This window comes from Flavobacterium sp. (assembly GCF_035456225.1).
Taxonomy (GTDB): domain Bacteria; phylum Bacteroidota; class Bacteroidia; order Flavobacteriales; family Flavobacteriaceae; genus Flavobacterium.
The window spans coordinates 1-24,017 of the sequence record NZ_DATIDM010000072.1 but is presented as its reverse complement, the minus strand read 5'-3'; the positions used below and the strand labels follow the sequence as shown (position 1 = coordinate 24,017).

Genomic DNA, 24,017 nt, shown 5'->3' with positions numbered 1-24,017 from the left:
GTAAAATGCCCAAAAAGATTTTATTTATCCTGCTAATCGCTTTAGGAAGCAGTAGTGCTGTTAGAGCTCAATTTGGTTTTTCCCATGAAATCGGAGCAATTGCTGGTCCTGTGATGTTCATGTCGGATTACGGTGAAAGATATGACTGGGAAACAAATTCCGGAAACAACGGATATGGAATCGGTATCGTGCACTATTTAAATTTCTCTTACAAAGCAGAATGTAACTGTTACACACCTGAAACTTATTTTAACGATCACTTCAAGCTGAGAACGGAGATTTCTTATAACAGATCTGAACTTCAACACTATGGAGAATGGGTTGATTCGAAGAGAACTTCTATCACGGCACAGCAATTAAGAGCTATGCGAGGAGTTGCTTCCAATACAGACATCGGTATGCAATTGGAATATTTCCCTTTGAGCATCCGAGATTTCACGGTAACTGATGGTGCCTTTGGACCTTTCGTAAGTTTAGGTGCGCATTACACTTACTTTAGCCCTGAAGCAAGCTCAACAAGAGGACGTTTGGACCAACCAGGTGTATTGCCAACAAAATATGTTGGAGGTGTTTCCAATGACGACGGGAGTACGTGGTCTGTCGTAGCAAGTGTTGGAACTCGATATAAGCTAAATGAATTATCTGATTTAATGATTGATTTACGTTGGCAGTATTATTTCTCCAACTGGGTGGATGGTGTAAATCCTGACCCGAATCTTTACCCAGAAAACAAAGCCAACGAATGGTTAGTTTGGTTGAATTTCGGATACATCTACTATATTCAATAAAAAATAAAAACCACGCTTTAAGCGTGGTTTTTTTATTATGCTAAAGCTTGTTTTAAGTCTTCAATTAAATCGGCAGCATCCTCTACACCTACACTCAAACGAACCAAATCATCTGTAATTCCTACTTCTTTTCGCTTGTCCTCCGGTATTGAAGCATGCGTCATCAAAGCCGGATGATTCGCCAACGATTCCACGCCTCCTAAAGATTCAGCCAAAGTAAACACTTTAAGTTTTTCCAGGAAACTGATAGCGTCTGCTTTTGCCCCCGACTTGAACGTAAAGGTTACCATCCCACCAAAACCGCCAATCATTTGCTTTTTTGCGATTTCATGAAATGGGTGATTTTCCAATCCCGGGTAATACACGCGCTCCACTTTTAGGTGGTTCATTAAAAACTCCGCTACTTTCACACCGTTTTCACAATGTCTTTGCACACGTAAATGCAACGTTTTGATTCCTCTTAAAACCAGGAAACTGTCCATCGGCCCTAACGTTCCACCCGTAGCAAATTGCTTAAAGTGTAACTCATCACCTAATGCTTTGTCTTTGATCACCAATGCTCCGGCAATTACATCACTGTGGCCGCCTAAATATTTGGTTGCGGAGTGCATTACGATATCGGCGCCCAAATCCAATGGTTTTTGAAGGTATGGCGTCGCAAAAGTATTATCAACCGCGAATAGAATATTATGTTTTTTAGTGATTTTGGCAATTTCTGCAATATCAGCCAATTTCATTAGTGGGTTCGTTGGTGTTTCTACCCAAACCAACTTCGTATTTTCATTGATCAGCTTTTCGAATCCTTCCAAATCGTTCATATCCACAAAATGGAATTTGATTCCGCTGTCTTTGTACAAACGGGTGAACAAGCGATAAGTTCCTCCGTATAAATCATCCATTGCGATGATTTCATCACCTGCTTTGAACAAACGCAACAAACAATCGGTCGCAGCCAATCCGGAAGCGAATGCTAACCCACGGGCACCGTTTTCGATGGAAGCCAAAGCATCTTCTAAAGCCTGACGCGTTGGATTTGCCGCACGGCTATACTCATACTCCCCAACAGGCTGTCCTGGAGACACCTGTGCAAAAGTAGAAGTCTGAAACACCGGAGGCATTACCGCACCGGTCACTTTTTCATGATGTTGCCCACCATGTATTACTTTCGTATTGAATTTCATATCAGTATTCTGTTTAAATTTCAAATAAAACACAAATTTATCGTTTAATTTTGTGAAATGAATCATGAACAAACAATTTCTGCCATGAGAAACGTATTCCTGTTAGTCTTTGCTGCCCTATCCTTATTTAGTTGTAAAAAAGAGGAACTGAATTTCAAAACAAAGAAATTCCACAAAGAATTCGCTCAAAAGAGCGACACTACAATAATTGAAATTGAAGTCGATGTCGCGCAAAACAAATCGGAGGCAGCAGATAGTATCAATACACTTTTCCTTAAAGAAATCAATTTCTTATTTTCATTCGACTCGACAAAAACAACTGAAAATTATCCTGAAATTTGTGCACAGTTCATTAAAGAGTATGTCGACTTTCGAAAAGAAATGCCTGAATATGCTACTCCTTGGGACGCCAATGCTATGGGAAAAATAGCTTACCAGTCGGAAAAATTGCTTAATCTGACCATCGATTATTATTCCTTCACTGGGGGCGCGCACGGGAATGGTGGGTCACGTTCTTTTTTTGCAGATCCCGAAACAGGAAAACGCATCAAGAAGGAAGATTTATTTTCGGATTTTAAAGGGTTCGTAAAGCTCGCGGAACAAAAATTCCGAAAACAACAAAAAATACCTGCCCGTTTAAACATAAACGAAACGGGGTACTGGTTCGAAAAAGATGCCTTTCATTTACCGGAAAATATTTTCTACACCGACAAAGGAATACTTTTGTTGTACAACCAATATGAAATCGCTTCTTACGCCGAAGGCCCTATTGAACTGATCATTCCTTACAGTGAAGCCGACAAATTCTTGAAAATCAAATAAGTTTGCGAATACGCATCATAATTCCGGTATGCACACCTTCATGATAATTATTGAATTCCATAGCTTCCTGTGCAGTTCTGATATTAAAACCGGACATGGTGGTAAATTCTTTATACTCTTTAAAAATACCGTTGGAAAAATCTGTTTTCGTCTGATTTAAAGTTTCAAAAAGCAATGTTTTGAGTTGCTCCACTTCTTCCTGTGAGACTGGATTTTCGGGCTTTGTCCCTCTTTTGTATTTGTCTACCATTTCCGTCGAAACAAGCATTGGCAAACCGGACAAATTGTACACTAACATTTGTTGCACAACAACAATATGGCCAATATTCCAAATCAGGTTGTTGCTGAAACCCTCCGGAATTTTATTCAATTGCTCTAAAGAATTCTCTTCAAGAAATTTATAAAGAATGTTTCTGCTGGACCGCGTAATATCAAAAGTTGATTGCATAGTTGTATAATTTAAAGTGAAATAAAGTCGTCGGTTCTTGGAAAAGTGCCCATTACCTCACTCACAATGGCAGGCGTTGGCACAGCTAATTTTCGCAATTTGGTATTGATCCAGGCACCGTCCAGCGTTATCTTGGCACAAAGTTCATCCTTGTCATTTTTCAACTCGTGAACGATAGTCCAACGGGAAGCATCTGCTTTCATCTTTCCCATTTTGGTGCTGATGAAAATCTTATCGCCCAAGTGCATTTCTTTTCGGAAGACACATTCCTCCCTGAAAATAATCGGTCCAAAATGCTGTTCCTGCATCACTTTCATCGTCAGTCCTTCCCGCTCCAGAATTTCGATACGGTGCTGGGCTCCATAATCGTAATAAGCACTGTGGCGCACATGAAAATTCGGGTCTAAATCTGCCCAACGAATGGAAATTTCTCTTGTAAAATCATTCATCTTTTGTAAAATTTACTCAAAAATAGTGAGAAAAACCCGCTTCCTTACTTTGCTTCCACTTAAATTAAATCTTTTTTAACGAAAAGCCTATTTTTGCAAAAAAGAATTCCATGAGAAAAATATATTACCTTGCTTCTTGCGACACCTGTCGGAAAATTATCAAATCATTACCCAACACCAATAGTTTGGTATTCCAGGATATTCGCCAGGACCCCATTACTCCCGAACAATTAGAAGAAATGTATCAACTTTCGGGCAGTTATGAAGCGCTTTTCAGCAAAAAAGCACAGTTGTACAAGTCGATGGATCTTAAAAATAAAAACCTGAACGAAGCGGATTTCAAGAAATACATCCTGGAACACTACACTTTTTTAAGTCGCCCGGTTTTCATTATTGACGGAAAGATTTACATCGGCAACAGCCAGAAAAACATCCTCGAAGTAACCAAAGCATTAAGCTGATGAAGGCACGTACCTATGCACTGATTGCCGCATGGATGGTGGCCATCATATATGGAGTTACTTTTACGATTGCCAAAGACGTCATGCCCAAATACATCGATGCCTTCGGATTTATTTTCCTTCGTGTAGGCGGTTCCACCATTTTGTTTTGGATTGCCTCTTTTTTTGTGAAAACCGAAAAAATAGACCGAAAGGATTTCCCCCGCATCTTGGCAGCTGCTTTTTTTGGCGTGGCTTTCAACATGCTGACTTTCTTTAAAGGATTGAGCTATACTTCCCCAATCATGGGAGCCGTTTTGATGGTAACCACCCCGATGATTGTATTGGTTCTGTCAGCTATCATTATGAAGGAGCGGATGCAAAAAAACAAGGTAATCGGAATACTTTTGGGACTGACAGGAACCGTCACGCTGATTTTATACGGAAAATCGATGGTAAATGCGCCCAATGCGACTTTGGGAAATTTTCTGGTATTCGTTAACGCGGTTTCCTATGGTTTCTATCTGATTCTGGTAAAAAAACTGATGGACAAATACAACGCCTTTTCGTTTGTGAAATGGATCTACCTTTTCGGATTCTTAATGGTAATTCCTTTCGGATGGAGCGAATTTCAGGCCGTTGACTGGGTTTTGGTTCCGATGAACATCTACAGGAAAATAGGATTCGTGGTAGTAGTTTCCACTTTTCTGACTTATTTACTGAACCTGCTCTCTATGAAGGAACTGAAACCGACAACAGTAGCCGTATTCATCTATCTACAGCCCTTTTTTGCTACCGTTTTCGCTATCGGATTGGGTAAGGACGAATTGAGCTGGGTTAAAATAGGGTCCGCAGCTTTAATTTTCACCGGGGTGTATCTGGTAATCAAGAAAAAACCGAAAACCTTCAGCGAAACAATGGCAGCTACCGATCCAAGCCAACACTAAATACCAAACACTGAATACTTTTATTTATCTTTGAAGTCTATTTAGAAAAACATGATACAATCGATGACCGGATTTGGAAAGGCTACACTACAATTGCCTACCAAAAAAATCACAGTGGAAGTAAAATCGTTAAACAGCAAAGGGATGGACCTAAATGTCCGAATGCCTTCGGTGTACCGCGAAATGGAATTGAGTCTGCGCAACCAGATTTCCCAACACCTGGAACGCGGTAAAGTCGATTTTGCCCTTTATATTGAAGTCACCGGAGAAGAAACTTCCACCAAAGTGAATGCCCCGATTGTAAAGGCTTACATGTCACAGATGCGTGAGATTTTAGGTAATACCGACGAAACAGAGCTGTTGAAAATGGCGGTTCGTATGCCCGATGCCTTAAAAACGGAACGTGATGAGCTTGACGAAAACGAATGGAAACAAATTCTGACCGTTATTAACGAGGCACTTGCCAACATCAATAATTTCAGAGCCGATGAAGGTTTATCCTTGGAAAAAGAATTCCAATTACGCATCGCCAATATACGTTCGTATATGGAACAGGCTTTGGAACTGGATCCGGAACGCGTGCAGAACATCAAAAACAAACTGCAGACCGCTATTGATGAACTGAAAGTGACCGTGGATGAAAATCGCTTCGAACAGGAATTGATTTATTATTTGGAAAAATTAGACATCACGGAAGAAAAAGTACGTCTTACCAACCACTTGGACTATTTCATCGAAACACTGAACGGAAACGAAGCCAACGGTAGAAAATTAGGCTTTATCACGCAGGAAATGGGGCGTGAAATCAATACGATGGGTTCCAAATCCAACCACGCAGGTATGCAAAAATTGGTCGTTCAGATGAAAGACGAATTGGAAAAAATCAAAGAACAGGTATTGAACGTTTTATAAAACATTCACCTGTCAGAATAGACAAACACACAACTAAATTAAGGACGGGATTGCTTCGTTCCTCGCAATGACAAAATAATGAGTAAAGGAAAATTAATCGTATTCTCGGCCCCATCCGGATCGGGAAAAACAACTATAGTACGTCATTTATTAGGACAAGATGATTTAAATCTTGAATTTTCCATTTCAGCGGCAACCCGTGACCCGCGTGGGGAAGAAGTAAGCGGTAAAGATTATTATTTCATGTCGACCGAAGAATTCAAAAAGCACATCAAAAACGAAGATTTCGTAGAATGGGAAGAAGTGTACCGCGATAATTTCTATGGAACACTCAAAAGTGAGGTAGAACGCATCTGGTCTTTAGGCAAGAATGTGATTTTCGATATCGATGTGGCGGGTGGCTTGCGTATCAAATCAAAATTCCCGGAAGAGACATTAGCCGTTTTCGTAAAACCGCCGAGTGTAGACGAACTGAAACGCCGCTTGAAAGAGCGCTCCACCGAAAGTGAAGACAAAATCAACATGCGCATCGCCAAAGCTCACGTGGAATTGGCTACGGCACCGCAATTCGACACTATCATCAAAAATTATGATTTGGATGTGGCAAAGCAGGAAGCCTACGAATTGGTGAAGGCGTTTGTAAATAAGTAACTGTTCCACAGAGACACTCAAAGAAGACACAGAGGAACACAAAATTTTTGAAAAACTTCTTGGAAATCTATGCCAAACTCTTTAAAATATTTATTAAAAATAACTGTTCCGCAAAGACACGAAAAATCTTAGTGAAACTTTGTGGAAATCTTTGTGAAACTCTGTTAAATAACCATGAAAATCGGACTCTACTTCGGAACTTTCAATCCCATACACATCGGGCACCTGATTATCGCCAACCACATGGCGGAACATTCCGATTTGGATCAGATTTGGATGGTGGTAACGCCGCACAATCCGCATAAACAGAAGACATCCTTATTGGACGATTATCACCGTTTACATATGGTGCATCTGACAACGGAAGACTATCCGAAAATAAAACCGTCCGATATCGAATTTAAACTGCCACAACCCAATTATACGGTAAACACCCTGGCACATTTACAGGAAAAATATCCTACCCTTGAATTTAGCCTTATTATGGGTGAAGACAACCTGAACTCGTTGCATAAATGGAAAAACTACGAAGTGATCCTGCAAAATCACGATATTTATGTTTATCCGAGAGCGGCTTCCGGAGAAATCGATCCAAAATTCATCAATCATCCTAAAATCCATACGGTTGATGCGCCTATTATCGAGTTATCGTCAACTTTCATCCGCGAAAGCATTAAAAAAGGGAAAGATATCCGACCAATGCTGCCTAACAAAGTCTGGGAATATATCGATCACAATCTGTTTTACAAACGATAATTTCACAAATGGAACAAAGGCCCAAAATCAGCATAAAACTTCAGACAGCTGATAAAATTATCGAACTGTCAGCCTTGGTCTTTTTTCTATTCATATGGTTTGTAGTCCTTTCGGAATACTCGCAACTCCCTGAAATAATACCGACGCATTTCAACGGTTCCGGAAAAGCGGATGCCTTTGGTGACAAAACAACCATTCTTGCACTACCAATCGTTGCTTCCGTAATAGTTTTGGTGCTGACTGTGCTTAATTTTTATCCGCATGTTTTCAACTACCCTGTTGAGATAACCAAGGAAAATGCGGAAAAACAATACCGTATAGCAACCCGCATGCTCCGTTGTCTTAAACTTGTTATCCTTATCACCTTTATTTTTCTCGCTTACATGACCCTACAAACCATAAACGGAAACGCAAATGGTTTGGGTGTATGGGCTTTACCTTGTGTTTTTGGGCTTATCGCTCTTCCGCTTTTCTTCTTTCTGATACAGATGTTCAAAAACAGTTAACACTATTTTATATTTTTCCTTAGTAACAATCAGTACCTTTAAACTTTCAAATTTTTGAACCTTTAAAGTAGTACTTATGTTAAACTTCGAATTATACAATCCCACCAACTATGTTTTTGGGAAAGATCAAATAGCCAAACTAACCGATTTAGTACCGAAAAACACCAAAATCTTACTGGCCTACGGGGGCGGAAGTATCTTTAAAAACGGCGTTTATAATCAGGTAAAGGCTGCCCTTCCCGGTTTTGATATTGTCGAATTTGGCGGCATCGAACCTAATCCGCGTTACGAAACCCTGATGAAAGCCGTGGCAATCATCCGGGAGCAAAACATCGGTTTCATTTTGGCTGTAGGTGGCGGAAGCGTGATTGACGGCGTGAAATTCATCTCGGCCGCCGTAAAATTTGACGGCAATCCGATGGATATCCTTAAAAAAAGACTGTTGATAAAAGACGTTTCACAGGTTATCCCGTTCGGAACCGTCTTAACCTTACCGGCAACCGGAAGTGAAATGAATTCGGGCTCGGTGATCACCATCGATGAAACACAGGAGAAACTGGCATTCGGCGGAAGCGCTTTGTTTCCGAAATTCTCCATTTGCGATCCTACGGTGATTGAATCGTTACCAAAAAGACAAATTCAAAATGGCGTCGTGGATGCCTTCACCCATGTGATGGAACAATATTTAACCTATACGCATGATGCTTTGCTGCAGGACAGAATCGCCGAAAGCATTTTGCAGACATTGGTAGAAATCGGACCAAGTGTGGTGGAAAACCCAACCGATCACAAACTGGCGTCGAATTATATGTGGTGTGCGACGATGGCCTTGAACGGGTTACTGAATAAAGGCGTCCCAACCGATTGGGCAACACACATGATAGGACACGAACTGACGGCTTTGTATGAAATCGATCACGCCAGAACGTTGGCTATCATTGGTCCGAATTTATACCGAGTGATGTTTGACACCAAAAAAGGAAAGCTGGCTCAATACGGTGAACGTGTTTTTGGAGTTCAGGGAAATTCCGTAGAAGAGAAAGCCGAAAAAGCAATTGAAAAAACGGTTGATTTTTTACATAAGATGGGAATGCTCACCAAACTTTCCGAAAATACGGCCAATTATGAAAACACCGCTGATTTTATTGTTGCCCGATTTGAAGAACGTGGTTGGAGAGGTTTAGGGGAACAACAGAACGTCACTCCTGAAAAAGTCAGGGAAATAGTGGAAATGAGTTATTAATGTGCAAAAAACGCTCCGATTGGAGCGTTTTTTTATTGCTATTTCTTAACAATTCGAACTTCTTTTATTCCTGAAGCAGTTTCTATCTTCAAAAGGTAAACTCCTTTTGGAAAGGACTTAAAATCCAACGGTCTGAAAACATCTTCTTTACCAAAGATTTTAATTTTCTGTCCAAGCAAATCAAAAACAGAAATCGAAGTAATGAATTCTTTGCTGGAAACATAAAGATTATCTACCACCGGATTCGGATAGATGTTTATCGTGTCCAAACCAAAATCTTCTGCGCTTAAGGTTCCCACTTCTATACTTACCACAAAAGAACTGCTCCCAAAACTGTTAGTTGCCGTAATGGTATAATCGGAGATTGGTGAAGTTACCGTTGGTGTTCCGCTGATCACGCCAGTAACCGGGTTTAAATTCAAACCATTGGGCAAATCAGGCGAAATGCTGTATCCGAATGTATTTATTTTTCTAATTAAATGATTTAAATAATCCGCAACATATACCGTTCCCTGATTATCAACGCAAACTCCAGTAGGACCGCGAAAAGTAGCGGAACTTGCGACTGCATCATTGGCTCCCGCCACCCCTGTACCTGCAAATGTAGTCACATCCCCGGCCGGGCTGATCTTTCGGATCTTATTATTGCCCTCATCGGTTACAAAAAGGTTGTTTTGCGAATCGACTGCAACAATGGCCGGATGGTAAAAAGAAGCAGAAGCCCCGGAACCATTGGCATTCCCGGCACTTCCAGCACCAGCAACGGTGGTAACCTCTCCTGAAACCGAAATTTTTCGGATTTTATGATTGCCATAATCGGCAACAAAAACGTTTCCGGAAGCATCTGTTCCGACTCCTGTCGGGCCGTTAAATTTTGCTACATCAATAGTCCCATCGGTAATACCGGCCAAACCCAAACCTGCATAAGTCGTTACCACGCCGCCCGGAGTAATTTTACGAATGCTGTGATTGCTATAATCAGCCACATAAATATTATCATTACCATCGATGGCCATTCCGGCAGGATAATAAAATCTTGCGGCAGTTCCTGTTCCATCCAATAAACCGGCAACTCCGGAACCGGCAAAAGTAGAAACCGCGCCGTCAGTCTGTATTTTTCGGATGGTATGATTGCTCTGGTCGGAAATGAAAATATCACCCTGGGAATTCACTACAGCTCCATCCGGATAGCGGAAAGTTGCGGAAGTACCTATCCCGTCTAAAGCGCCAATAGCACCTGTTCCGGCAATTGTGGTAACGGTCCCGTCCGGAGAAATCTTTCGGATTTTATGATTACTGCGATCCACCACAATGATATTCCCTAAATGATCCGCGGTCACCACCGTTGGGTAATTAAAACTGGCGGCTGTGCCAACTGCATCGGTGGCTCCGATAATTCCGCTGCCGGCGAAAGTAGTCACTATCGGCTCATCCGGAATAATCCCGCCTGAATTATTGGAAATTAGAGAAACTATCGATTGATTGACTGAAAAGGTGCTTGGAGTGGCATATGAAATTACGGGTGCCTGTCCGCAAACCGGAAACACAACACAAAAGCAAAAATAAATCGCAAATAAAACCCGCACTTTTAATAAATTAATCTACCAAAAATAAAACAAAAAACGAAAGGCGCCCCGAAATAAATTTCTAGAGCGCCTCCCTCACCAAAAACAAAAATATTAACTATTTCTAACTTTACCGAAAATGCAAATTCACATTATCGTTCTTAACCGTGATAATAACGAATATCGAGTTGTTTCATTGCTTCGGAAAATCATAATCTAATGTTAAATTTTTTTTGACCGATTCAGAATTGTTCCTGCAGGTCTGATGTGTAGTGGCCGGAATGAATAGTCTCTCCCTTTTGCTACAAAGCAAAGTTTTTCTCTTTCGTCAATTTTAAGTACTTTTGAAGCTACAAATCTGAAAAAGAAAATGACTGATACACCGAAATTTGCGGTAATTGGTGGCGGAAGCTGGGCAACGGCAATCGCAAAGATGCTATGCGTTAATCTTCCTGAAATCGCCTGGTATATGCGAAACACTTACGCTATCGAACATATAAAACTCAACAAACACAATCCGAATTATTTAAGTTCGGTGGAGTTTGACACCAATAAACTGAAACTTACTAGCGATATCAACGAAGCAGTAGCCTATGCTGATTACGTTATTTTCGCGATTCCCTCCGCATTCTTAAAAGGGGAATTGGAAAAACTGACCGTAAGTTTGAAAGACAAGGTGATTTTTTCGGCCATCAAAGGTATTGTCCCTGAAACCAGTTTAATCGTTGGCGAACATATTCATAAGATTTACGACATCCCTTATGATAACATAGGTGTTATAACCGGTCCATGTCATGCGGAAGAGGTTGCCCTAGAGCGACTTTCATACTTAACAATTGCCTGTGGAGACGATGAGAAGGCAAAGATCATGGCTAAAAACCTTAACAGCCATTACATCAAAACCAAAACTTCGGATGACATCATCGGTACCGAATATGCTGCCATGCTGAAGAATATCTATTCCATTGCAGCCGGTATTGCCCATGGATTGGGCTATGGCGATAATTTTCAGGCTTTACTGATGAGCAATGCCATCCGTGAGATGAAGAAATACATCAAGAAAGTCCACAAAATGAAGCGTAACATAAACGATTCTGCTTATTTAGGGGATTTACTGGTAACCGGTTATTCTATTTTCTCGCGTAACCGAATGTTTGGAAACATGATTGGAAAAGGCTATACCGTTAAATCAGCACAAATGGAAATGAGTATGGTTGCCGAAGGCTACTACGCTACCAAAAGCGCCCACAAGCTAAACGAAGAATACAAGGCGAAAACTCCTATTATTGATGCCGTTTATGACATTTTGTATGAAGGAAAGGAACCTAAAAAAGTCTTCAAAAAATTAACCGAAAAACTGGATTAATTTTTCAAAAATTCAAAGAAATAACACACTGTTTTCACAGAACTTTATTTTACTCCTGATGCTGAACAATACACATAAAATAGACAATTTAATCGATCACCCCGTAATTCTGACTGTATTTGCTGTGGTAGTGATAGCAATGCTATTGTTGGATTTGGGTGTTTTCAAAAAAGAAGGGCATCATGCCATCAGCAATCGGGAAGCGCTGCTTTGGTCCACCCTTTGGATTTCTCTTGCCATGGGTTTCAGCGGGGTAATTTATCATTACATGGGGGTGGAAAAATTTGCCCAATTCCAATCGGCCTATTGGATTGAGAAAGCACTTTCTGTGGATAACCTCTTCGTTTTCATTATGGTTTTCGGATTCTTCAATGTGGAAAGGGAACTCCATCACAAAGTACTTTTTTGGGGAATTATCGGGGCCCTGGTTTTCCGCGCTATTTTTATTTTTACCGGGGTAGAGCTGATTAACATGACCTATCTGCCGAAAATGCATCTTTTTGGACAGTTGGTAAAGATCAACGTTATCCTCTCCGTTTTTGGTTTCTTCCTTATTTTTGCCGGGTTTAAATCCTGGTTTTCAGAGTCTGATGAAGGTGATAAAGATTTTACTAAAAGTCCGGGAGCCCGTTTGGTGCACCGTTTTTTCAAAGTAAGTGAGAATTATGACGGAGGCAATTTTTTTACCATAGAAAACGGAGTAAAAATGGCTACCCCTCTATTGGTAGTTGTGGCCGTAATAGAGTTTACCGATTTGATTTTTGCGGTAGACAGTATTCCAGCAATTTTTGCTATTGCTCCCAATGACCCTTTCATTTTATACACCTCGAACATTTTCGCGATTTTAGGACTTAGGGCGCTTTATTTTCTTTTAGCCAACTTCATGCATATGTTTAGCCGTTTAAAATACGGATTGGCCGTTATTTTGGCTTTCATCGGAGTAAAAATGCTTATCGCTCCATTCCTTCACATATCGTCTCCGGTTTCCCTTATGGTTGTCGGTACCGTATTAGCAGTTTCGGTAATCACCTCACTTTTATTCCCTGTTAAAGACTAATCACCCATTAAAATATAAAAAAGAGGCTGTCTCGCTTTTGAGACAGCCTCTTTTTTATGACCTATTTCACAGTTATTTCATCAACAAAAATATAAGCGTCGCCTCCTGCTCCCTGATGCCATTCGGGTAATTTACCATAATTATATGCTTTTACTTTAACGTATCTTGCTTTAGTGTCCTTTAAATTTAAAGCAAAACCTTTAATCTGTTCCGTATAATCATCCGCCGCAACAGTATTGGAAACGGAACCGACTAATTCAAAATTCGCATTGTCATTTGAAATGTAATATTCCACTTTGGTTGGCATTACAATCCAAGCTCGGGTGTCCTGCAAAAAGCGGCCTGACAGCTCATGGACATTCATTGTTTTTCTCAAATCAATAACCGCCTCAAAATTCTGCCCCTGATAACCTTGCCAATCGCCTTTACGCCAATTTTCGGTACCCAATACACCATCCAACAATCCTTGTGGACCTCCGGCATGGTATTGTGCTGAATACTTCGATTTGATGTCGATAGCAAAATCGTTTGGTTTTTTGAAGAAAGTGGCCGAAATCACATTGCTTTTGTTTCCGTTGCTACTGACATTGTAGGCAAAAACTGTTGTGGTTTCACTTATTTCGAAAGGCTGCAGGTATTCTTTAAAATCAGTGGCATTCGTAAAAGAATAACACATCTTATTTCCTGAATTCGACTCTATACCAACTTTCAGTTTATCCTTAAATGCTTTACTTTCCGATTGGATTACAGGGACCGGAGTAATGAAATCATAACGATAATTCTTTGTGGATCCCTGACTTTTATCTGCATTTGATTTTTTATTGACAACCTCTTTGACATGATCCGTTGACGTTCCATCTTCAAAATTCACTTTCATCTTTTCAAAAAACGGTGTAGTTTCATTCCAGATTCCGCTTCCAGGCGTTACAGTGTAAATTCCTAACGAACTCAACACATACCAGGCGCTCATCTGGCCACAATCTTCATTCCCGATCAATCCATCCGGTGTGTTTTTATAGAATTCGTTTAAGATATAGTGAATTTTCTCTTTGGTTTTTTCCGGTTTCCCGACGTAATTGTACAGATAGGCCATATGATGACTCGGTTCGTTCCCGTGTGCATACTGTCCAATCAAACCCGTAATATCAGCCTGTTCACGGCCAGTCGTTGCTGAAGGAGCCGAAAACAATTCGTCCAGTTTCGCTTCAAATTTTGCTTTTCCGCCATAGGCTTCAATCATGCCTGAAATATCTTGTGGCACAAAAAAAGAATACTGCCATGAATTGCCTTCCGTAAAATTATTATTAACCTCACGCGGTTCAAATGGTTTGTCCCAACCACCGTTTTTCTTCGGACGCATGAAACCGGTTTCTTTGTCGAAAAGGTTTTTCCAGTTTTGTGAACGCTTCATAAAATAGTTATAATCATCAGGTTTGTTCAGCATTTGAGCCATTTGGGCGATGCACCAGTCATCATAAGCATATTCCAGTGTTTTGGAAACGCTTTCGTGCTCGTCGTCAATGGAAATGAATCCGTTTTTCTTGTAAGCTTCCAATCCAAGATGATCGAGCATAGCCGAATGTTTCGCCGCTTCAAATGCTTTTTCGTAATCGAATCCCTTGATCCCTTTTACCATCGCATCCGCCATTACCGAAACGGAATGGTAGCCAATCATACAATCGGTTTCATTGGAAGCCAGTTCCCAAACCGGAAGCCTTCCGCCCTGTTCATATTGTTTGATAAACGTATTGATGTAATCGGAAGTGCGTTTTTTATCAATCAACGTATACAACGGATGCGCGCCCCGGAAGGTATCCCAAAGCGAGAAAACCGTGTAATAATCGAAGTTATCCGCCACATGAATTTTATTGTCACGCCCGCGGTATTTTCCGTCGATATCCTCCGCGATGTTTGGTTGCATCATCGTGTGATACAAAGCAGTGTAGAAAATGGCAAGTTTATCTTTATTGTCGGAAGTCACTTCAATTTTAGAAAGTTCCTTATTCCAAAGTGCTTCGGCATCTTTCCTGGCTTTTTCAAAATCCCAGTGCTTTATTTCGGACATATTCAGCTTCGCTCCTTCATAACCTGTGGGCGATAAGGCAACTTTCACTAAAATCTTTTCGCCTTTTTTTACGTGTTTTGAAAAACTTAATGCCAAATATTTAACAGCCTCATTATCCGAAGAAATCTTACTGTTTTTTGAATTGGTCACCTTCATCGGAACATTGAACTCGATTCGGGCAAAAACGTACTGGTCGCGCGCCCAGGCCTCACTTCTTCGGAGAATTTCGATGGTTTTGTTATCGATAATTTTCACTTCGCCCTGCAACAGTTTGTCACGGTGATTCAAATCGAGAATTATATTTGCCTGGCCGTCCTTGTTGAAAGTGTATTCGTGAAAACCAACTCTTGTGGAAGCCGTCAGCCTCACGTCGATATTATGCTTGTCCAATTTCACAGCATAAAAACCGGCTTGGGCTTTTTCATTAACATGTGAAAAAGAGGAAGAATAGACTTTATTATCAAACGAAGGTTCGCCCATCGTTGGCATCAGCATGATATCGCCGAAATCAGAAACACCAACACCATTGAGGTGCGTATGTGAAAATCCGTAAATGATATTGTCCGAATAATGATATCCGCCGCATCCATCCCAGCTACCGTCAATCCTAGTATCAGGTGATAATTGCACCATTCCGAAAGGTACAGTGGCTCCCGGAAATGTGTGTCCGTGACCTCCGGTTCCTACAAACGGATTTACATATTGTGCGAAATTATTTTTTTGCGAAAAAGCGCTTACGGATAGTAATGACGCAATAAATAGAAAAGCTGTTTTTCTCATTTGGGTTTTGCTGAAAAATTTCCCTAAAGTAAAAAATAATCCAACACCCTTTCAATCCTGTTTACAAATTTATATTCCCGAAAAAATATGTCCCAGGTAGATAAAAACACCAATGAAAACTACCGAAGAAAATGAACCCGTTTTGAGTTAATCCAGGCGTATTATTTAACCAAAACGCCGCGTTTGTACATCACCGGAATGTCGGTCATCGCACGATCGTTTATCGTATTGGCCCTGAAAACATAGCTTCTGTCGTAAAGTTTGTCACCAATAAAAAAAGTCACCAAAAATTCGTTGTTCAGTTGAAGTACATTGTTTTCCAATAATTCGATTTTTACGGCAGAATTGGGCTCCACTTCCTTGAAAGCATGACGGAAAGTTCCCGTTTTGCGTTCTTCGCCATTGATTTGTCCGTAAGCTTTGGAAACGACAATGGCCATTTCTAATTTCTCATCGCTATCATTAACCAAATAGGCATACCAGGAATTTTCCATAAAATCGTCGTTCCATTCCTGAACGGCAGCCACATAAACATTCTCCACTTTTGGTATAATAATATCCTTTTGCATAGCGTTTCAAATTAAAAGTCTGCAAATTTACTATAAATATTCGGTATTTTTATGATGATATGAATTCCGAAACCTTAGTCCAATCTTTTAAATCATGCAATTATGAAACAGACGTTCTTAGTTTTTTCATTGATGACGTTAACAATCATCGGATGTAAAAAAGAAGTAAAAACCGAAATGCAAACCCCTGTAGAAAAAGCCGACACCACAACTGTAGTTCCGGACATGCATACTTCGGAAATTTCGTTGGATTGGGACGGAACCTATAAAGGCGTTATTCCATGCGCGGATTGCCCGGGAATTGAAACCGAATTGACGCTAAACAAGGACAAAACCTATGAATTATCAGTTCTATATCGGGACAGAGAACAAAAACCGACTGTTACAAAAGGAACTTTTACCTGGAATGATGCCGGAAGTATTATCAAACTGGACAAAGCCGGAACGGAAACACAGTACAAGGTCGGAGAAGGCCGATTGACAATGTTGGATCACAGCGGAAAAGAGATTGAAAGCGCTTTAAAATCCAATTACATATTACATAAGGCCGCAAAATAAAACTGTCCCACTCTGAAGTAACTTCTTTTCAGAGTGAGACAGCCGTTATTTTTGAAAATTCAGAATTAATAGTTCGTGTATTGTACCGAATCAAACAACGCATAATTTTGACTTTGCGGAATATGATCTCCAATAAACGTTAGGTTTTCCATACTGCAAAAGATATTGAATTTAGTCTTCGTTCCGTAATTTAATTGCTTTGAAGCTACGGTTATTCCATCAATTTTCCATTTCGCAAAATATCTATTGTTTGAGGACAGCGTCAATTCGATTGTCAAAGTGTACCACTGATTTCGTTTGATTGTTGTTTGTACAAATTGTGAAGGATTCGCCTGTGAGCTCATGTACGCAATCAGATCATCGGCCTGTGCGTTTAAATTTTGTCTCGTACTCTCACTTCCGTATCCGATTTCGAAATCCAGTTCATGGGTATCGTCTTTGTAAAGGAATGCCCCGATGCTGGACATATCTCCAACACCCATTTCCGGAACATACACTCTCCAAGTATACGTGCCGGTACCATACGTGGACGTCGTTTTTACTTTAGTGCGTTCCCATGTATTTGGATTGGTAAACATCTTTAAATTGCCATTCTCTAAAAAGTAGTTTGCTGCTCCGACCATAGTAGCGTCCTGCCACCCTGTCAAATCATTAAATTCCCAGTTTTTAGTTATAGGGGCGGTAGAGGGTCTTTCAAAAATTGAATTTTCAGTATTCTCATTAGTGTTTTGTTCTTCCGGAGAACAGGAGAATAGAATTAGGCCCATAAATAAGACGCCGATTTTTGTAAATTTTTTCATTCTTAAGCTTTGATTGTTAGTTTTTTTTGGTTCTCAAATATAAAAATTGCCAACTAATATCAAAACCATTTTTATAGTGCAATCGACAAAATTGCCCTATTTATGGATTAAAACCTGATTTTCAAAACAAATAAATTAAAAAGCCACTAATCCTTAACTTTTTAACATTATTAAAGAATAAAACAAAAAAAGGCTGTCTTCCGACAGCCTTACTCTTTTTATATACTTGACTTGAATTGTTCAAGGAAACGCACATCGTTTTCGTAGAACATTCGGATATCTCCAATTTGATACAGTAACATCGCAATACGTTCGATTCCCATACCGAAAGCGAAACCATTATACTTGTCCGCATCGATACCACAGTTTTTCAAAACGTTAGGATCCACCATTCCGCAACCCATGATTTCCAACCAACCGGTTCCTTTTGTGATGCGGTAATCCGTTTCAGTTTTTAATCCCCAGTAAATATCCACCTCGGCACTTGGCTCGGTGAACGGGAAGTAACTCGGACGCAGACGAATTTTCGATTTTCCGAACATTTCCTTGGTGAAATACAACAAGGTTTGTTTCAAATCGGCAAACGAAACATTCTGGTCGATGTACAAACCTTCCACCTGATGGAAAATACAGTGTGAACGGGACGAAACCGCTTCATTACGGAACACGCGTCCCGGTGAAATCGTACGGATTGGTGGTTTGTTGCCTTCCATGTATCGTACCTGAACCGATGAGGTATGCGTGCGCAACAACACATCCGGATTGCTCTGAATGAAGAAGGTATCCTGCATGTCTCTTGCCGGATGGTATTCCGGAAGATTCAACGCGGTGAAATTATGCCAGTCGTCTTCGATTTCCGGACCTTCGGAAACGTTGAATCCGATGTTGGAAAAAATATCGACGATTTGATTTTTTACGATGGAAATAGGATGACGTGAACCGATAACCAAAGGCTCGCCCGGACGTGTCAAATCTCCATAAACACCACCGGCTACTTCCTTGCTTTCCAAGGCTTCCTGGATGGTTTTTACTTTATCTTCAGCGGTAACCTTAAGCAAATTGATTACCTGACCGAATTCTTTTTTCTGATCGTTCGGTACGTTTTTAAACTCGGCGAAAAGGTCTTTCAACAAGCCCTTACTTCCCAAAAATTTGATTCGGAAAGCCTCTAAAGTTTCTTTATTATCGGTGGTAAAAGACTGTGCTTCACCAATGTATTCTTTAATCTTGTCTGTCATCGTCATTCTGTAATTGGATGCAAATTTAGGAAAAAGTTAGGAGTTAAAAGTCAGAAGTCAGAAGTTTTAAGCCTGAAATCTGTTCTCATTTATAGGATTGTTACTCAATAATCTGTTTTTCCAGAAAATAATTCACAATCGCTTCCTTCATCAGTACGGATTGCTCCCCTGCTTTCAAAGGCGGAAGTTGTTCCTTAACCTTATAATGCGGCCATCCGTCGTTGTCGAAAAATTCGAATTCATAGTAACCGTAAGGCTCTAGCAATCGGCAAATAGCGATATGCATCAGGTTTACCTTTTCGTCTTTTTTGAACGCCTTGTTGAATTGACCTAATTCCTGAACGCCGATCAGATAAATTATAGCATCCAGATCCAGTATATCGCCATCGGCAAATTGATTGGAAAGTATGGTGACCACTGTTTCCCAGCGGGATTTTAATTGTTCGTCTCTTGACATTTTTTGAAATTATGAGTTATTGAGTTATGAGTTATGAGCTCATCCTTCATAAAATTATCCTGCAAAGATAGTGAGTTGTGCAACGAGAATTGTACTTTTAACGACGAGTCTTTCCCCTTTTTACTTATCCCTTATCCCTTTTTACTTTTAACTCTCACCTCTTTTCCCACTGTTCTTTTATCTTTGCTCTTTTTTCTATTCTCTCACTATGGGTTTTATTGATATTATACTCGCCGCATTTTTGGTTTTCGGTTTGATTAAAGGCATCCGCAACGGACTTTTCGTTGAATTAGCTTCCCTGATTTCCTTGTTTTTAGGAATTTATGTCGCGATTAAATTCTCTTATCTGGTTCGCTCAACGGTAGGCAGCGTGGTATCCTGGTCGCCCAAAACCATTCAGGTTACGGCTTTCATCCTAACACTTATAGTCGTTGTTGTCGCCATTCATTTGTTGGCAAAAGCCTTAACCGGAATTGCTGGTTTTGCAACAATGGGTTGGCTGAACACAGTAGGAGGCGGATTATTTGCTACCATAAAAACCGTATTGCTTTTAGGCGTCGTTTTGTGTCTGTTCCAAAAGGTTAACTTCAACAATATGGTCGTTTCCCAAGAAACCCAGAACAAATCACTGCTCTTTAATCCAATAGTAAAAACCTCGGAAGTTTTATTACCCGTTTTGACGGATTGGTTTTCTGATTTGAAAGAAAGTTTATAAACACTGTTAACAGATTACTGACCACTAATCATTGCCTTTCAACTCCTTAATAGCGTCTTTTTCAATCCAGCCTTCGGTTTCATCCGTAAGTTGAATTTTTCGCCATTTATCCTGATTCTCTAGAACAAAGACTTTAGTTCCTTCATGTAACACAAACGCTTCAGGTGCCGAGGCTTTGGGTTCACTTTTCACGGAAATCACTTCGGCAAACACTATGGCCGGTCGCTCCATATTGTAATTATTCCGTTCCGTTATGGCCGAGGCAATGCTTATCAGCATAACCACCAATGACAACACCATGGCGCCAAAAAACAACCGTTTCACTGCAGATGTCCCTCCAAAATAATAACCGATAAAAAACAGAAGAAACAACGCCGAAAAACCGGTAGCTATTCCCGCCCAGGTATCGTAATGAAACACGTCCAGCAAATCACTTAACATTTTGGAAAAACCAACTTTCGGAACCACTTTTATTTCGTCTATGCCCATTTTTTGCGCGAACTTTAGATTGGTCTGAATTTCAGTATCTGCAGGATTCAGCAATAGTGCCTTTTCATAATTATATACCGCCGGAGCCACTTTATGCAGCTTGTAATAGGAATTCCCTAAATTGAAATACAATTCTGCCGACTGTTCGCCGGATTTCAAGATGCCTTCATACAAAACCACAGCTTCCTCGTACTGCTCTTTTCGGTACAGTTCATTCGCCTTCTCAAAAGCTGTTTGAGCAAAAATCGCTTGAGAAACCAATAAAACCAGATAGAATAACTTTTTCATCGTTTTCAAAATTAAATTTGTTTGCTCAAGTCGGATAGCACGCTTACCGCTTTATCGTAATCCTGTTGCATGGCCACAGTGGTTGACGGTGCATAACGGGCGAATTCACAGTTGTCCATCAACTTCATAAAATCATTGATTGTTTCCGACGCTGCTTTTTTAGATTCCAGTAATTCCTGAATATTTTCTTTACTCATTTCAGAAGTTTCAATGCGCAGTTTTGCCTTAAGGAAGTTATGCATTGCGCGCTCCATAGCATCATAGAACGGCTCTTTGTTACCTAATTGTTTACTTGCTTCCGAAAGGAATTTTTTGGCCAGTTTGTTTGACTGACGGATTTTGTTTCCTGCCACATCACCGTCGATTGCTTCTTTTTTCTTCTTCACCAATACAATCACCGGAATGATTAAGAAAGGAGCAAATAACAGCGTGTAGAATAACGTCGAACCAAGAAAATCATCACTTTGGATTGGTGATAATTCCGTTTTGGATTTCACAAAGGCAAACTGGTCGCTTTTAAGAACTTGTTGTTTGTCTGCCGAGGCCGTCTGATCACCTGAAACAGGCATCTGTCCGTCCATTACATTGATTCGGATTTCATCGGAAGTTATAGTTTTATAAGTCTTCGAACTCAAATCAAAGTAACTGAACACCAATGGCTTTATCGTATATACCCCTTTGTACTGTGGCACGATCGTATAAGTATCGGAAATAGTCCCTTGAGAGCCGGACAAAGGTGTTGTCACATCCTCCCTGTGTTCCGGATCATACATTTCCAAAGCACTTGGGACAACCGGTTTAGGAAGGGTAAACAACTTCATGTTCCCTTTTCCGGAAGTACTTACGGTCAATTGTAGTGCTTCACCAGATTTCAGATTGGTTTTGGAAGGTTTCACCTTAAAGTCAAAAGCCCCTACTGCCCCGGTAAAACTATCTGGTTTTCCGTTTTCCGGTAAGACTTTCACAAAAATAGATTTAGCTCCCGCCGATACAGTTTTGGTTCCGTTTGTAATTTCCATTCGGCCAAAAATATCCCTTCTACCCGTCGGAGCCTGCATCGTTATATCCAACGTTAGGGGCTCAATGAGCAATCTGCCGGTTTTTTGCGGATACAATACGGTTTTCCTCAACACTACATAACGATAGTCTTCCCCATTGTATTTACCCATCTGAACCGACATATTTTTAATATCAATGGCCTGGCTCCAGAAATTATTGTATTTCGGACTTGACGTCTCACGGAAATCACTCACACTCACATATGGGCTCACGTACAATTTATAAACAGCCGTAATCGGTTCATTCAAATATGGATTGGAATTGGATATTTCGGCTACCAAATGAATGCCGTCGCCTTCTTTTAATGCGGGAGGTAATTGTTGTTGCTGTTGCTGCTGTCTTCTACGCTGATTTCCGAAGATGATTGCAAAAGGATCTTCTTCTTCCTCCGGTTCAGGTTGCACCACGGCATTTCCGACAGTTACTTTTACCGGATTGGTTTTATATATTTTACCCGCTATTTCTATGGAAGCAGGTTTGATAACAAATGTTCCTTTTTTAGTGGGCAACAAAAAGAAAGAGTAGGATTTGCTGAATGATTTTCTACCATTTACCCAAGAATAGCTGACAGACTGATTGGGCCCGCCAAAAACCCTGAATCCTTCAAAAGATGGCGCTTCAAAATTATCCCCGTCATCATTCATGGTAAAATCGATTCGCAATCGTTCGTTGATTCCGATACTGTTCTTACTCACCGTGGCTTTAAATTCCACTTGAGCGAAAACCGACTGAACGGCCAAAAGCAAAAACAGAATAAAACCCTTATTTCCCATCAATTTAATTTCTTTTTTAAACTCCACACGCATTATTATCAAACCGATTGATTACCAATCTTTTTCATTCTGGGTTGGTCTGCCTTTTACTTCCCTTCCCTTCATTTTTTCCTGTATTTTCTTTTCTTCGTTATTCACTGCCTCAAGCAAATTTTCCATTCGCTGTTTGGAAGCTCCGCTAGGCTGTGGTTTTTGAGGCTGTTTGTCTTCATCGCCTTTACTGTCTTTCTTGTCAGGACTATTAGGATCGTCTTTTTTGTCCTGATTTTTATCCTGCTGATCCTTTTTCTGATCCTTGTTATCTTTTGGCTGTTGCTGATCTTTATTTTGATCCTTGTCTTTATCCTTATCCTTCTTGTTATCGTCTTTTTTAGGCGGATTCTCTTTTAGTTTTTGTTTTGCCAAAGCATAATTATAACGGGTTTCCTCATCGTTCGGATTATTGCGTAAAGCATTTTTATAAGCCTCTACAGCGCCCTGATAATTTTTTTCCGTCATCAGTACATTACCTAAATTGTGATAGGCCTTGTGTTTCTGTTTCTTTCCTTTAGCATTTTCAATGGCTTCAAGATAAGAATGTTTCGCCTCACTCGGTTGTTTCTGACGGTAAATAGCATTTCCTAAATTATAAGATGCCGTTGCTCGCCGAGGATTTTGAAATTGCGAAATACGATAATCGGCTTCCGCTTCTGCGAACTCCTTTTCGTTAAATTTTTCATTTCCCTGCGGCAGATTTTTATCTTTCTTCTTTTGAGCAGAAAGACATACGGAAAACAACAAAAAAGTATATAAAATCAAATGCTTCATCGTTTCTTATCTTTTCTCCTCGTTAAATAAATTCAGTTTTCTGACCCATTTTGTTCTGCGTTCCAAAAAGAAAACATCCGCCAGCAACAGAACGAAAGCGATGCCTAAAAACCATTGGAATTGCGATTCGAAGTCGGCTATCTGCTGGCTTTCGAAATCCGTTTTCTCTAAATTGTCCAATCCGTTTTTCACGTAATCAAGGACATTTTTGGTATTCCCTCCGAAAACATACCCTCCACTGGCATTTTTGGCGATTGTTTTCAATGTTTCAGGATATAACTTCGTAAT

25 protein-coding genes and 1 pseudogene are annotated in these 24,017 nt (G+C 40.3%); 13 read left to right on the top strand and 13 right to left on the bottom strand.

The genetic code is table 11. The features are described from left to right. Positions 1 to 5 precede the first annotated feature (5 nt). Entirely contained in the window at positions 6 to 788 is a 783-nt protein-coding gene (locus VLB74_RS04285) for a THC0290_0291 family protein (RefSeq protein ID WP_325202227.1), read from the top strand. A gap of 35 nt (positions 789 to 823) precedes the next feature. Here VLB74_RS04285 and VLB74_RS04280 read toward each other — a convergent pair whose 3' ends face one another. Then, on the bottom strand, positions 824 to 1,969 hold the full coding sequence (locus tag VLB74_RS04280; RefSeq protein WP_325202226.1) for a cystathionine gamma-synthase: 1,146 nt from the start codon (positions 1,967 to 1,969) through the stop codon (positions 824 to 826). 84 nt (positions 1,970 to 2,053) lie between these two features. Between VLB74_RS04280 and VLB74_RS04275 the strand changes: the two genes are divergently transcribed. Next, complete coding sequence (locus tag VLB74_RS04275) at positions 2,054 to 2,791, top strand: DUF3298 and DUF4163 domain-containing protein (RefSeq protein WP_325202225.1); 738 nt, start codon at positions 2,054 to 2,056, stop codon at positions 2,789 to 2,791. Here VLB74_RS04275 and VLB74_RS04270 read toward each other — a convergent pair. Both VLB74_RS04270 and VLB74_RS04265 read right to left on the bottom strand, forming a co-directional pair. Then, complete coding sequence (locus VLB74_RS04270; RefSeq protein ID WP_325202224.1) at positions 2,784 to 3,239, bottom strand: DinB family protein; 456 nt, start codon at positions 3,237 to 3,239, stop codon at positions 2,784 to 2,786. The genes VLB74_RS04275 and VLB74_RS04270 overlap by 8 nt on opposite strands. 11 nt (positions 3,240 to 3,250) lie before the next feature. Further along, positions 3,251 to 3,688, bottom strand: coding sequence for an acyl-CoA thioesterase (locus VLB74_RS04265; protein WP_325202223.1), 438 nt, complete (start codon positions 3,686 to 3,688; stop codon positions 3,251 to 3,253). Positions 3,689 to 3,798: 110 nt separating this feature from the next. On the opposite strand from VLB74_RS04265, the gene VLB74_RS04260 reads away from it, so the two are divergent. The 7 genes from VLB74_RS04260 to VLB74_RS04230 all read left to right on the top strand — a co-directional run bounded on the left by VLB74_RS04260 (position 3,799) and on the right by VLB74_RS04230 (position 9,143). After that, positions 3,799 to 4,149 (top strand): arsenate reductase family protein, encoded by a 351-nt coding sequence (locus tag VLB74_RS04260; protein ID WP_325202222.1) that lies wholly within the window; start codon positions 3,799 to 3,801, stop codon positions 4,147 to 4,149. Continuing rightward, positions 4,149 to 5,075: a DMT family transporter gene (locus VLB74_RS04255; RefSeq protein WP_325202221.1), complete on the top strand. Its 927-nt coding sequence runs from the start codon at positions 4,149 to 4,151 to the stop codon at positions 5,073 to 5,075. The genes VLB74_RS04260 and VLB74_RS04255 overlap by 1 nt, the downstream gene beginning before the upstream one ends. Before the next feature lie 51 nt (positions 5,076 to 5,126). Beyond that, complete coding sequence (locus tag VLB74_RS04250; RefSeq protein WP_325202220.1) at positions 5,127 to 5,987, top strand: YicC/YloC family endoribonuclease; 861 nt, start codon at positions 5,127 to 5,129, stop codon at positions 5,985 to 5,987. 78 nt (positions 5,988 to 6,065) lie between these two features. Next, positions 6,066 to 6,638, top strand: a complete 573-nt coding sequence (gmk, locus tag VLB74_RS04245) for a guanylate kinase (protein WP_325202219.1) — start codon at positions 6,066 to 6,068, stop codon at positions 6,636 to 6,638. Positions 6,639 to 6,812: 174 nt separating this feature from the next. After that, positions 6,813 to 7,394, top strand: a complete 582-nt coding sequence (gene nadD / locus VLB74_RS04240; protein ID WP_325202218.1) for a nicotinate (nicotinamide) nucleotide adenylyltransferase — start codon at positions 6,813 to 6,815, stop codon at positions 7,392 to 7,394. 8 nt (positions 7,395 to 7,402) lie between these two features. Then, complete coding sequence (locus VLB74_RS04235; RefSeq protein WP_325202217.1) at positions 7,403 to 7,900, top strand: DUF1648 domain-containing protein; 498 nt, start codon at positions 7,403 to 7,405, stop codon at positions 7,898 to 7,900. Between the two features lie 76 nt (positions 7,901 to 7,976). Then, entirely contained in the window at positions 7,977 to 9,143 is a 1,167-nt protein-coding gene (locus VLB74_RS04230; RefSeq protein ID WP_325202216.1) for an iron-containing alcohol dehydrogenase, read from the top strand. A 38-nt stretch (positions 9,144 to 9,181) separates the two neighbouring features. On the opposite strand, the gene VLB74_RS04225 is transcribed toward VLB74_RS04230, so the two are convergent. Further along, entirely contained in the window at positions 9,182 to 10,729 is a 1,548-nt protein-coding gene (locus VLB74_RS04225; protein WP_325202215.1) for a T9SS type A sorting domain-containing protein, read from the bottom strand. A 349-nt stretch (positions 10,730 to 11,078) separates the two neighbouring features. On the opposite strand from VLB74_RS04225, the gene VLB74_RS04220 reads away from it, so the two are divergent. Both VLB74_RS04220 and VLB74_RS04215 read left to right on the top strand, forming a co-directional pair. Beyond that, entirely contained in the window at positions 11,079 to 12,074 is a 996-nt protein-coding gene (locus tag VLB74_RS04220) for an NAD(P)H-dependent glycerol-3-phosphate dehydrogenase (protein WP_325202214.1), read from the top strand. A gap of 58 nt (positions 12,075 to 12,132) precedes the next feature. Then, positions 12,133 to 13,131: a TerC/Alx family metal homeostasis membrane protein gene (locus VLB74_RS04215; RefSeq protein WP_325202213.1), complete on the top strand. Its 999-nt coding sequence runs from the start codon at positions 12,133 to 12,135 to the stop codon at positions 13,129 to 13,131. A gap of 61 nt (positions 13,132 to 13,192) precedes the next feature. Here the strand turns inward: VLB74_RS04215 and VLB74_RS04210 are convergent, their stop codons facing one another. Both VLB74_RS04210 and VLB74_RS04205 read right to left on the bottom strand, forming a co-directional pair. After that, positions 13,193 to 15,976: a GH92 family glycosyl hydrolase gene (locus VLB74_RS04210; protein ID WP_325202212.1), complete on the bottom strand. Its 2,784-nt coding sequence runs from the start codon at positions 15,974 to 15,976 to the stop codon at positions 13,193 to 13,195. A 161-nt stretch (positions 15,977 to 16,137) separates the two neighbouring features. Continuing rightward, complete coding sequence (locus tag VLB74_RS04205) at positions 16,138 to 16,545, bottom strand: hypothetical protein (RefSeq protein WP_325202211.1); 408 nt, start codon at positions 16,543 to 16,545, stop codon at positions 16,138 to 16,140. Positions 16,546 to 16,647: 102 nt separating this feature from the next. Here VLB74_RS04205 and VLB74_RS04200 point away from each other — a divergent pair, with 102 nt between their 5' ends. Beyond that, positions 16,648 to 17,103 (top strand): copper resistance protein NlpE, encoded by a 456-nt coding sequence (locus VLB74_RS04200; protein WP_325202210.1) that lies wholly within the window; start codon positions 16,648 to 16,650, stop codon positions 17,101 to 17,103. Positions 17,104 to 17,168: 65 nt separating this feature from the next. Here the strand turns inward: VLB74_RS04200 and VLB74_RS04195 are convergent, their stop codons facing one another. The 3 genes from VLB74_RS04195 to VLB74_RS04185 form a co-directional block, all read right to left on the bottom strand. Further along, positions 17,169 to 17,870, bottom strand: a complete 702-nt coding sequence (locus VLB74_RS04195; protein ID WP_325202209.1) for a hypothetical protein — start codon at positions 17,868 to 17,870, stop codon at positions 17,169 to 17,171. Positions 17,871 to 18,121: 251 nt separating this feature from the next. Further along, entirely contained in the window at positions 18,122 to 19,141 is a 1,020-nt protein-coding gene (gene pheS / locus VLB74_RS04190) for a phenylalanine--tRNA ligase subunit alpha (RefSeq protein ID WP_325202208.1), read from the bottom strand. 100 nt (positions 19,142 to 19,241) lie between these two features. Then, positions 19,242 to 19,598 carry a hypothetical protein gene (locus tag VLB74_RS04185; protein WP_325202207.1) on the bottom strand — a complete coding sequence of 119 codons (357 nt, stop codon included), beginning with the start codon at positions 19,596 to 19,598 and terminating at the stop codon, positions 19,242 to 19,244. A 208-nt stretch (positions 19,599 to 19,806) separates the two neighbouring features. On the opposite strand from VLB74_RS04185, the gene VLB74_RS04180 reads away from it, so the two are divergent. Next, positions 19,807 to 20,313, top strand: a complete 507-nt coding sequence (locus VLB74_RS04180) for a CvpA family protein (protein ID WP_325202206.1) — start codon at positions 19,807 to 19,809, stop codon at positions 20,311 to 20,313. A gap of 24 nt (positions 20,314 to 20,337) precedes the next feature. Here the strand turns inward: VLB74_RS04180 and VLB74_RS04175 are convergent, their stop codons facing one another. The 4 genes and pseudogenes from VLB74_RS04175 to VLB74_RS04160 all read right to left on the bottom strand — a co-directional run. Then, on the bottom strand, positions 20,338 to 21,090 hold the full coding sequence (locus VLB74_RS04175) for a tetratricopeptide repeat protein (protein WP_325202205.1): 753 nt from the start codon (positions 21,088 to 21,090) through the stop codon (positions 20,338 to 20,340). Positions 21,091 to 21,101: 11 nt separating this feature from the next. Beyond that, positions 21,102 to 22,922: a BatD family protein gene (locus VLB74_RS04170; protein ID WP_325202204.1), complete on the bottom strand. Its 1,821-nt coding sequence runs from the start codon at positions 22,920 to 22,922 to the stop codon at positions 21,102 to 21,104. 51 nt (positions 22,923 to 22,973) lie between these two features. After that, positions 22,974 to 23,729, bottom strand: coding sequence for a tetratricopeptide repeat protein (locus tag VLB74_RS04165; RefSeq protein ID WP_325202203.1), 756 nt, complete (start codon positions 23,727 to 23,729; stop codon positions 22,974 to 22,976). Positions 23,730 to 23,735: 6 nt separating this feature from the next. Beyond that, positions 23,736 to 24,017: pseudogene (locus tag VLB74_RS04160) on the bottom strand (BatB protein); the annotation flags it as partial.

Excerpts from the sequence above, each read along its gene's own strand:
- VLB74_RS04285 (WP_325202227.1), top strand. The coding sequence starts at position 6 with ATGCCCAAAAAGATTTTATTTATCCTGCTAATCGCTTTAGGAAGCAGT.
- VLB74_RS04280 (WP_325202226.1), bottom strand. The coding sequence starts at position 1,969 with ATGAAATTCAATACGAAAGTAATACATGGTGGGCAACATCATGAAAAA.
- VLB74_RS04275 (WP_325202225.1), top strand. The coding sequence starts at position 2,054 with ATGAGAAACGTATTCCTGTTAGTCTTTGCTGCCCTATCCTTATTTAGT.
- VLB74_RS04270 (WP_325202224.1), bottom strand. The coding sequence starts at position 3,239 with ATGCAATCAACTTTTGATATTACGCGGTCCAGCAGAAACATTCTTTAT.
- VLB74_RS04265 (WP_325202223.1), bottom strand. The coding sequence starts at position 3,688 with ATGAATGATTTTACAAGAGAAATTTCCATTCGTTGGGCAGATTTAGAC.
- VLB74_RS04260 (WP_325202222.1), top strand. The coding sequence starts at position 3,799 with ATGAGAAAAATATATTACCTTGCTTCTTGCGACACCTGTCGGAAAATT.
- VLB74_RS04255 (WP_325202221.1), top strand. The coding sequence starts at position 4,149 with ATGAAGGCACGTACCTATGCACTGATTGCCGCATGGATGGTGGCCATC.
- VLB74_RS04250 (WP_325202220.1), top strand. The coding sequence starts at position 5,127 with ATGATACAATCGATGACCGGATTTGGAAAGGCTACACTACAATTGCCT.
- gmk (WP_325202219.1), top strand. The coding sequence starts at position 6,066 with ATGAGTAAAGGAAAATTAATCGTATTCTCGGCCCCATCCGGATCGGGA.
- nadD (WP_325202218.1), top strand. The coding sequence starts at position 6,813 with ATGAAAATCGGACTCTACTTCGGAACTTTCAATCCCATACACATCGGG.
- VLB74_RS04235 (WP_325202217.1), top strand. The coding sequence starts at position 7,403 with ATGGAACAAAGGCCCAAAATCAGCATAAAACTTCAGACAGCTGATAAA.
- VLB74_RS04230 (WP_325202216.1), top strand. The coding sequence starts at position 7,977 with ATGTTAAACTTCGAATTATACAATCCCACCAACTATGTTTTTGGGAAA.
- VLB74_RS04220 (WP_325202214.1), top strand. The coding sequence starts at position 11,079 with ATGACTGATACACCGAAATTTGCGGTAATTGGTGGCGGAAGCTGGGCA.
- VLB74_RS04215 (WP_325202213.1), top strand. The coding sequence starts at position 12,133 with ATGCTGAACAATACACATAAAATAGACAATTTAATCGATCACCCCGTA.
- VLB74_RS04210 (WP_325202212.1), bottom strand. The coding sequence starts at position 15,976 with ATGAGAAAAACAGCTTTTCTATTTATTGCGTCATTACTATCCGTAAGC.
- VLB74_RS04205 (WP_325202211.1), bottom strand. The coding sequence starts at position 16,545 with ATGCAAAAGGATATTATTATACCAAAAGTGGAGAATGTTTATGTGGCT.
- VLB74_RS04200 (WP_325202210.1), top strand. The coding sequence starts at position 16,648 with ATGAAACAGACGTTCTTAGTTTTTTCATTGATGACGTTAACAATCATC.
- VLB74_RS04195 (WP_325202209.1), bottom strand. The coding sequence starts at position 17,870 with ATGGGCCTAATTCTATTCTCCTGTTCTCCGGAAGAACAAAACACTAAT.
- pheS (WP_325202208.1), bottom strand. The coding sequence starts at position 19,141 with ATGACAGACAAGATTAAAGAATACATTGGTGAAGCACAGTCTTTTACC.
- VLB74_RS04185 (WP_325202207.1), bottom strand. The coding sequence starts at position 19,598 with ATGTCAAGAGACGAACAATTAAAATCCCGCTGGGAAACAGTGGTCACC.
- VLB74_RS04180 (WP_325202206.1), top strand. The coding sequence starts at position 19,807 with ATGGGTTTTATTGATATTATACTCGCCGCATTTTTGGTTTTCGGTTTG.
- VLB74_RS04175 (WP_325202205.1), bottom strand. The coding sequence starts at position 21,090 with ATGAAAAAGTTATTCTATCTGGTTTTATTGGTTTCTCAAGCGATTTTT.
- VLB74_RS04170 (WP_325202204.1), bottom strand. The coding sequence starts at position 22,922 with ATGGGAAATAAGGGTTTTATTCTGTTTTTGCTTTTGGCCGTTCAGTCG.
- VLB74_RS04165 (WP_325202203.1), bottom strand. The coding sequence starts at position 23,729 with ATGAAGCATTTGATTTTATATACTTTTTTGTTGTTTTCCGTATGTCTT.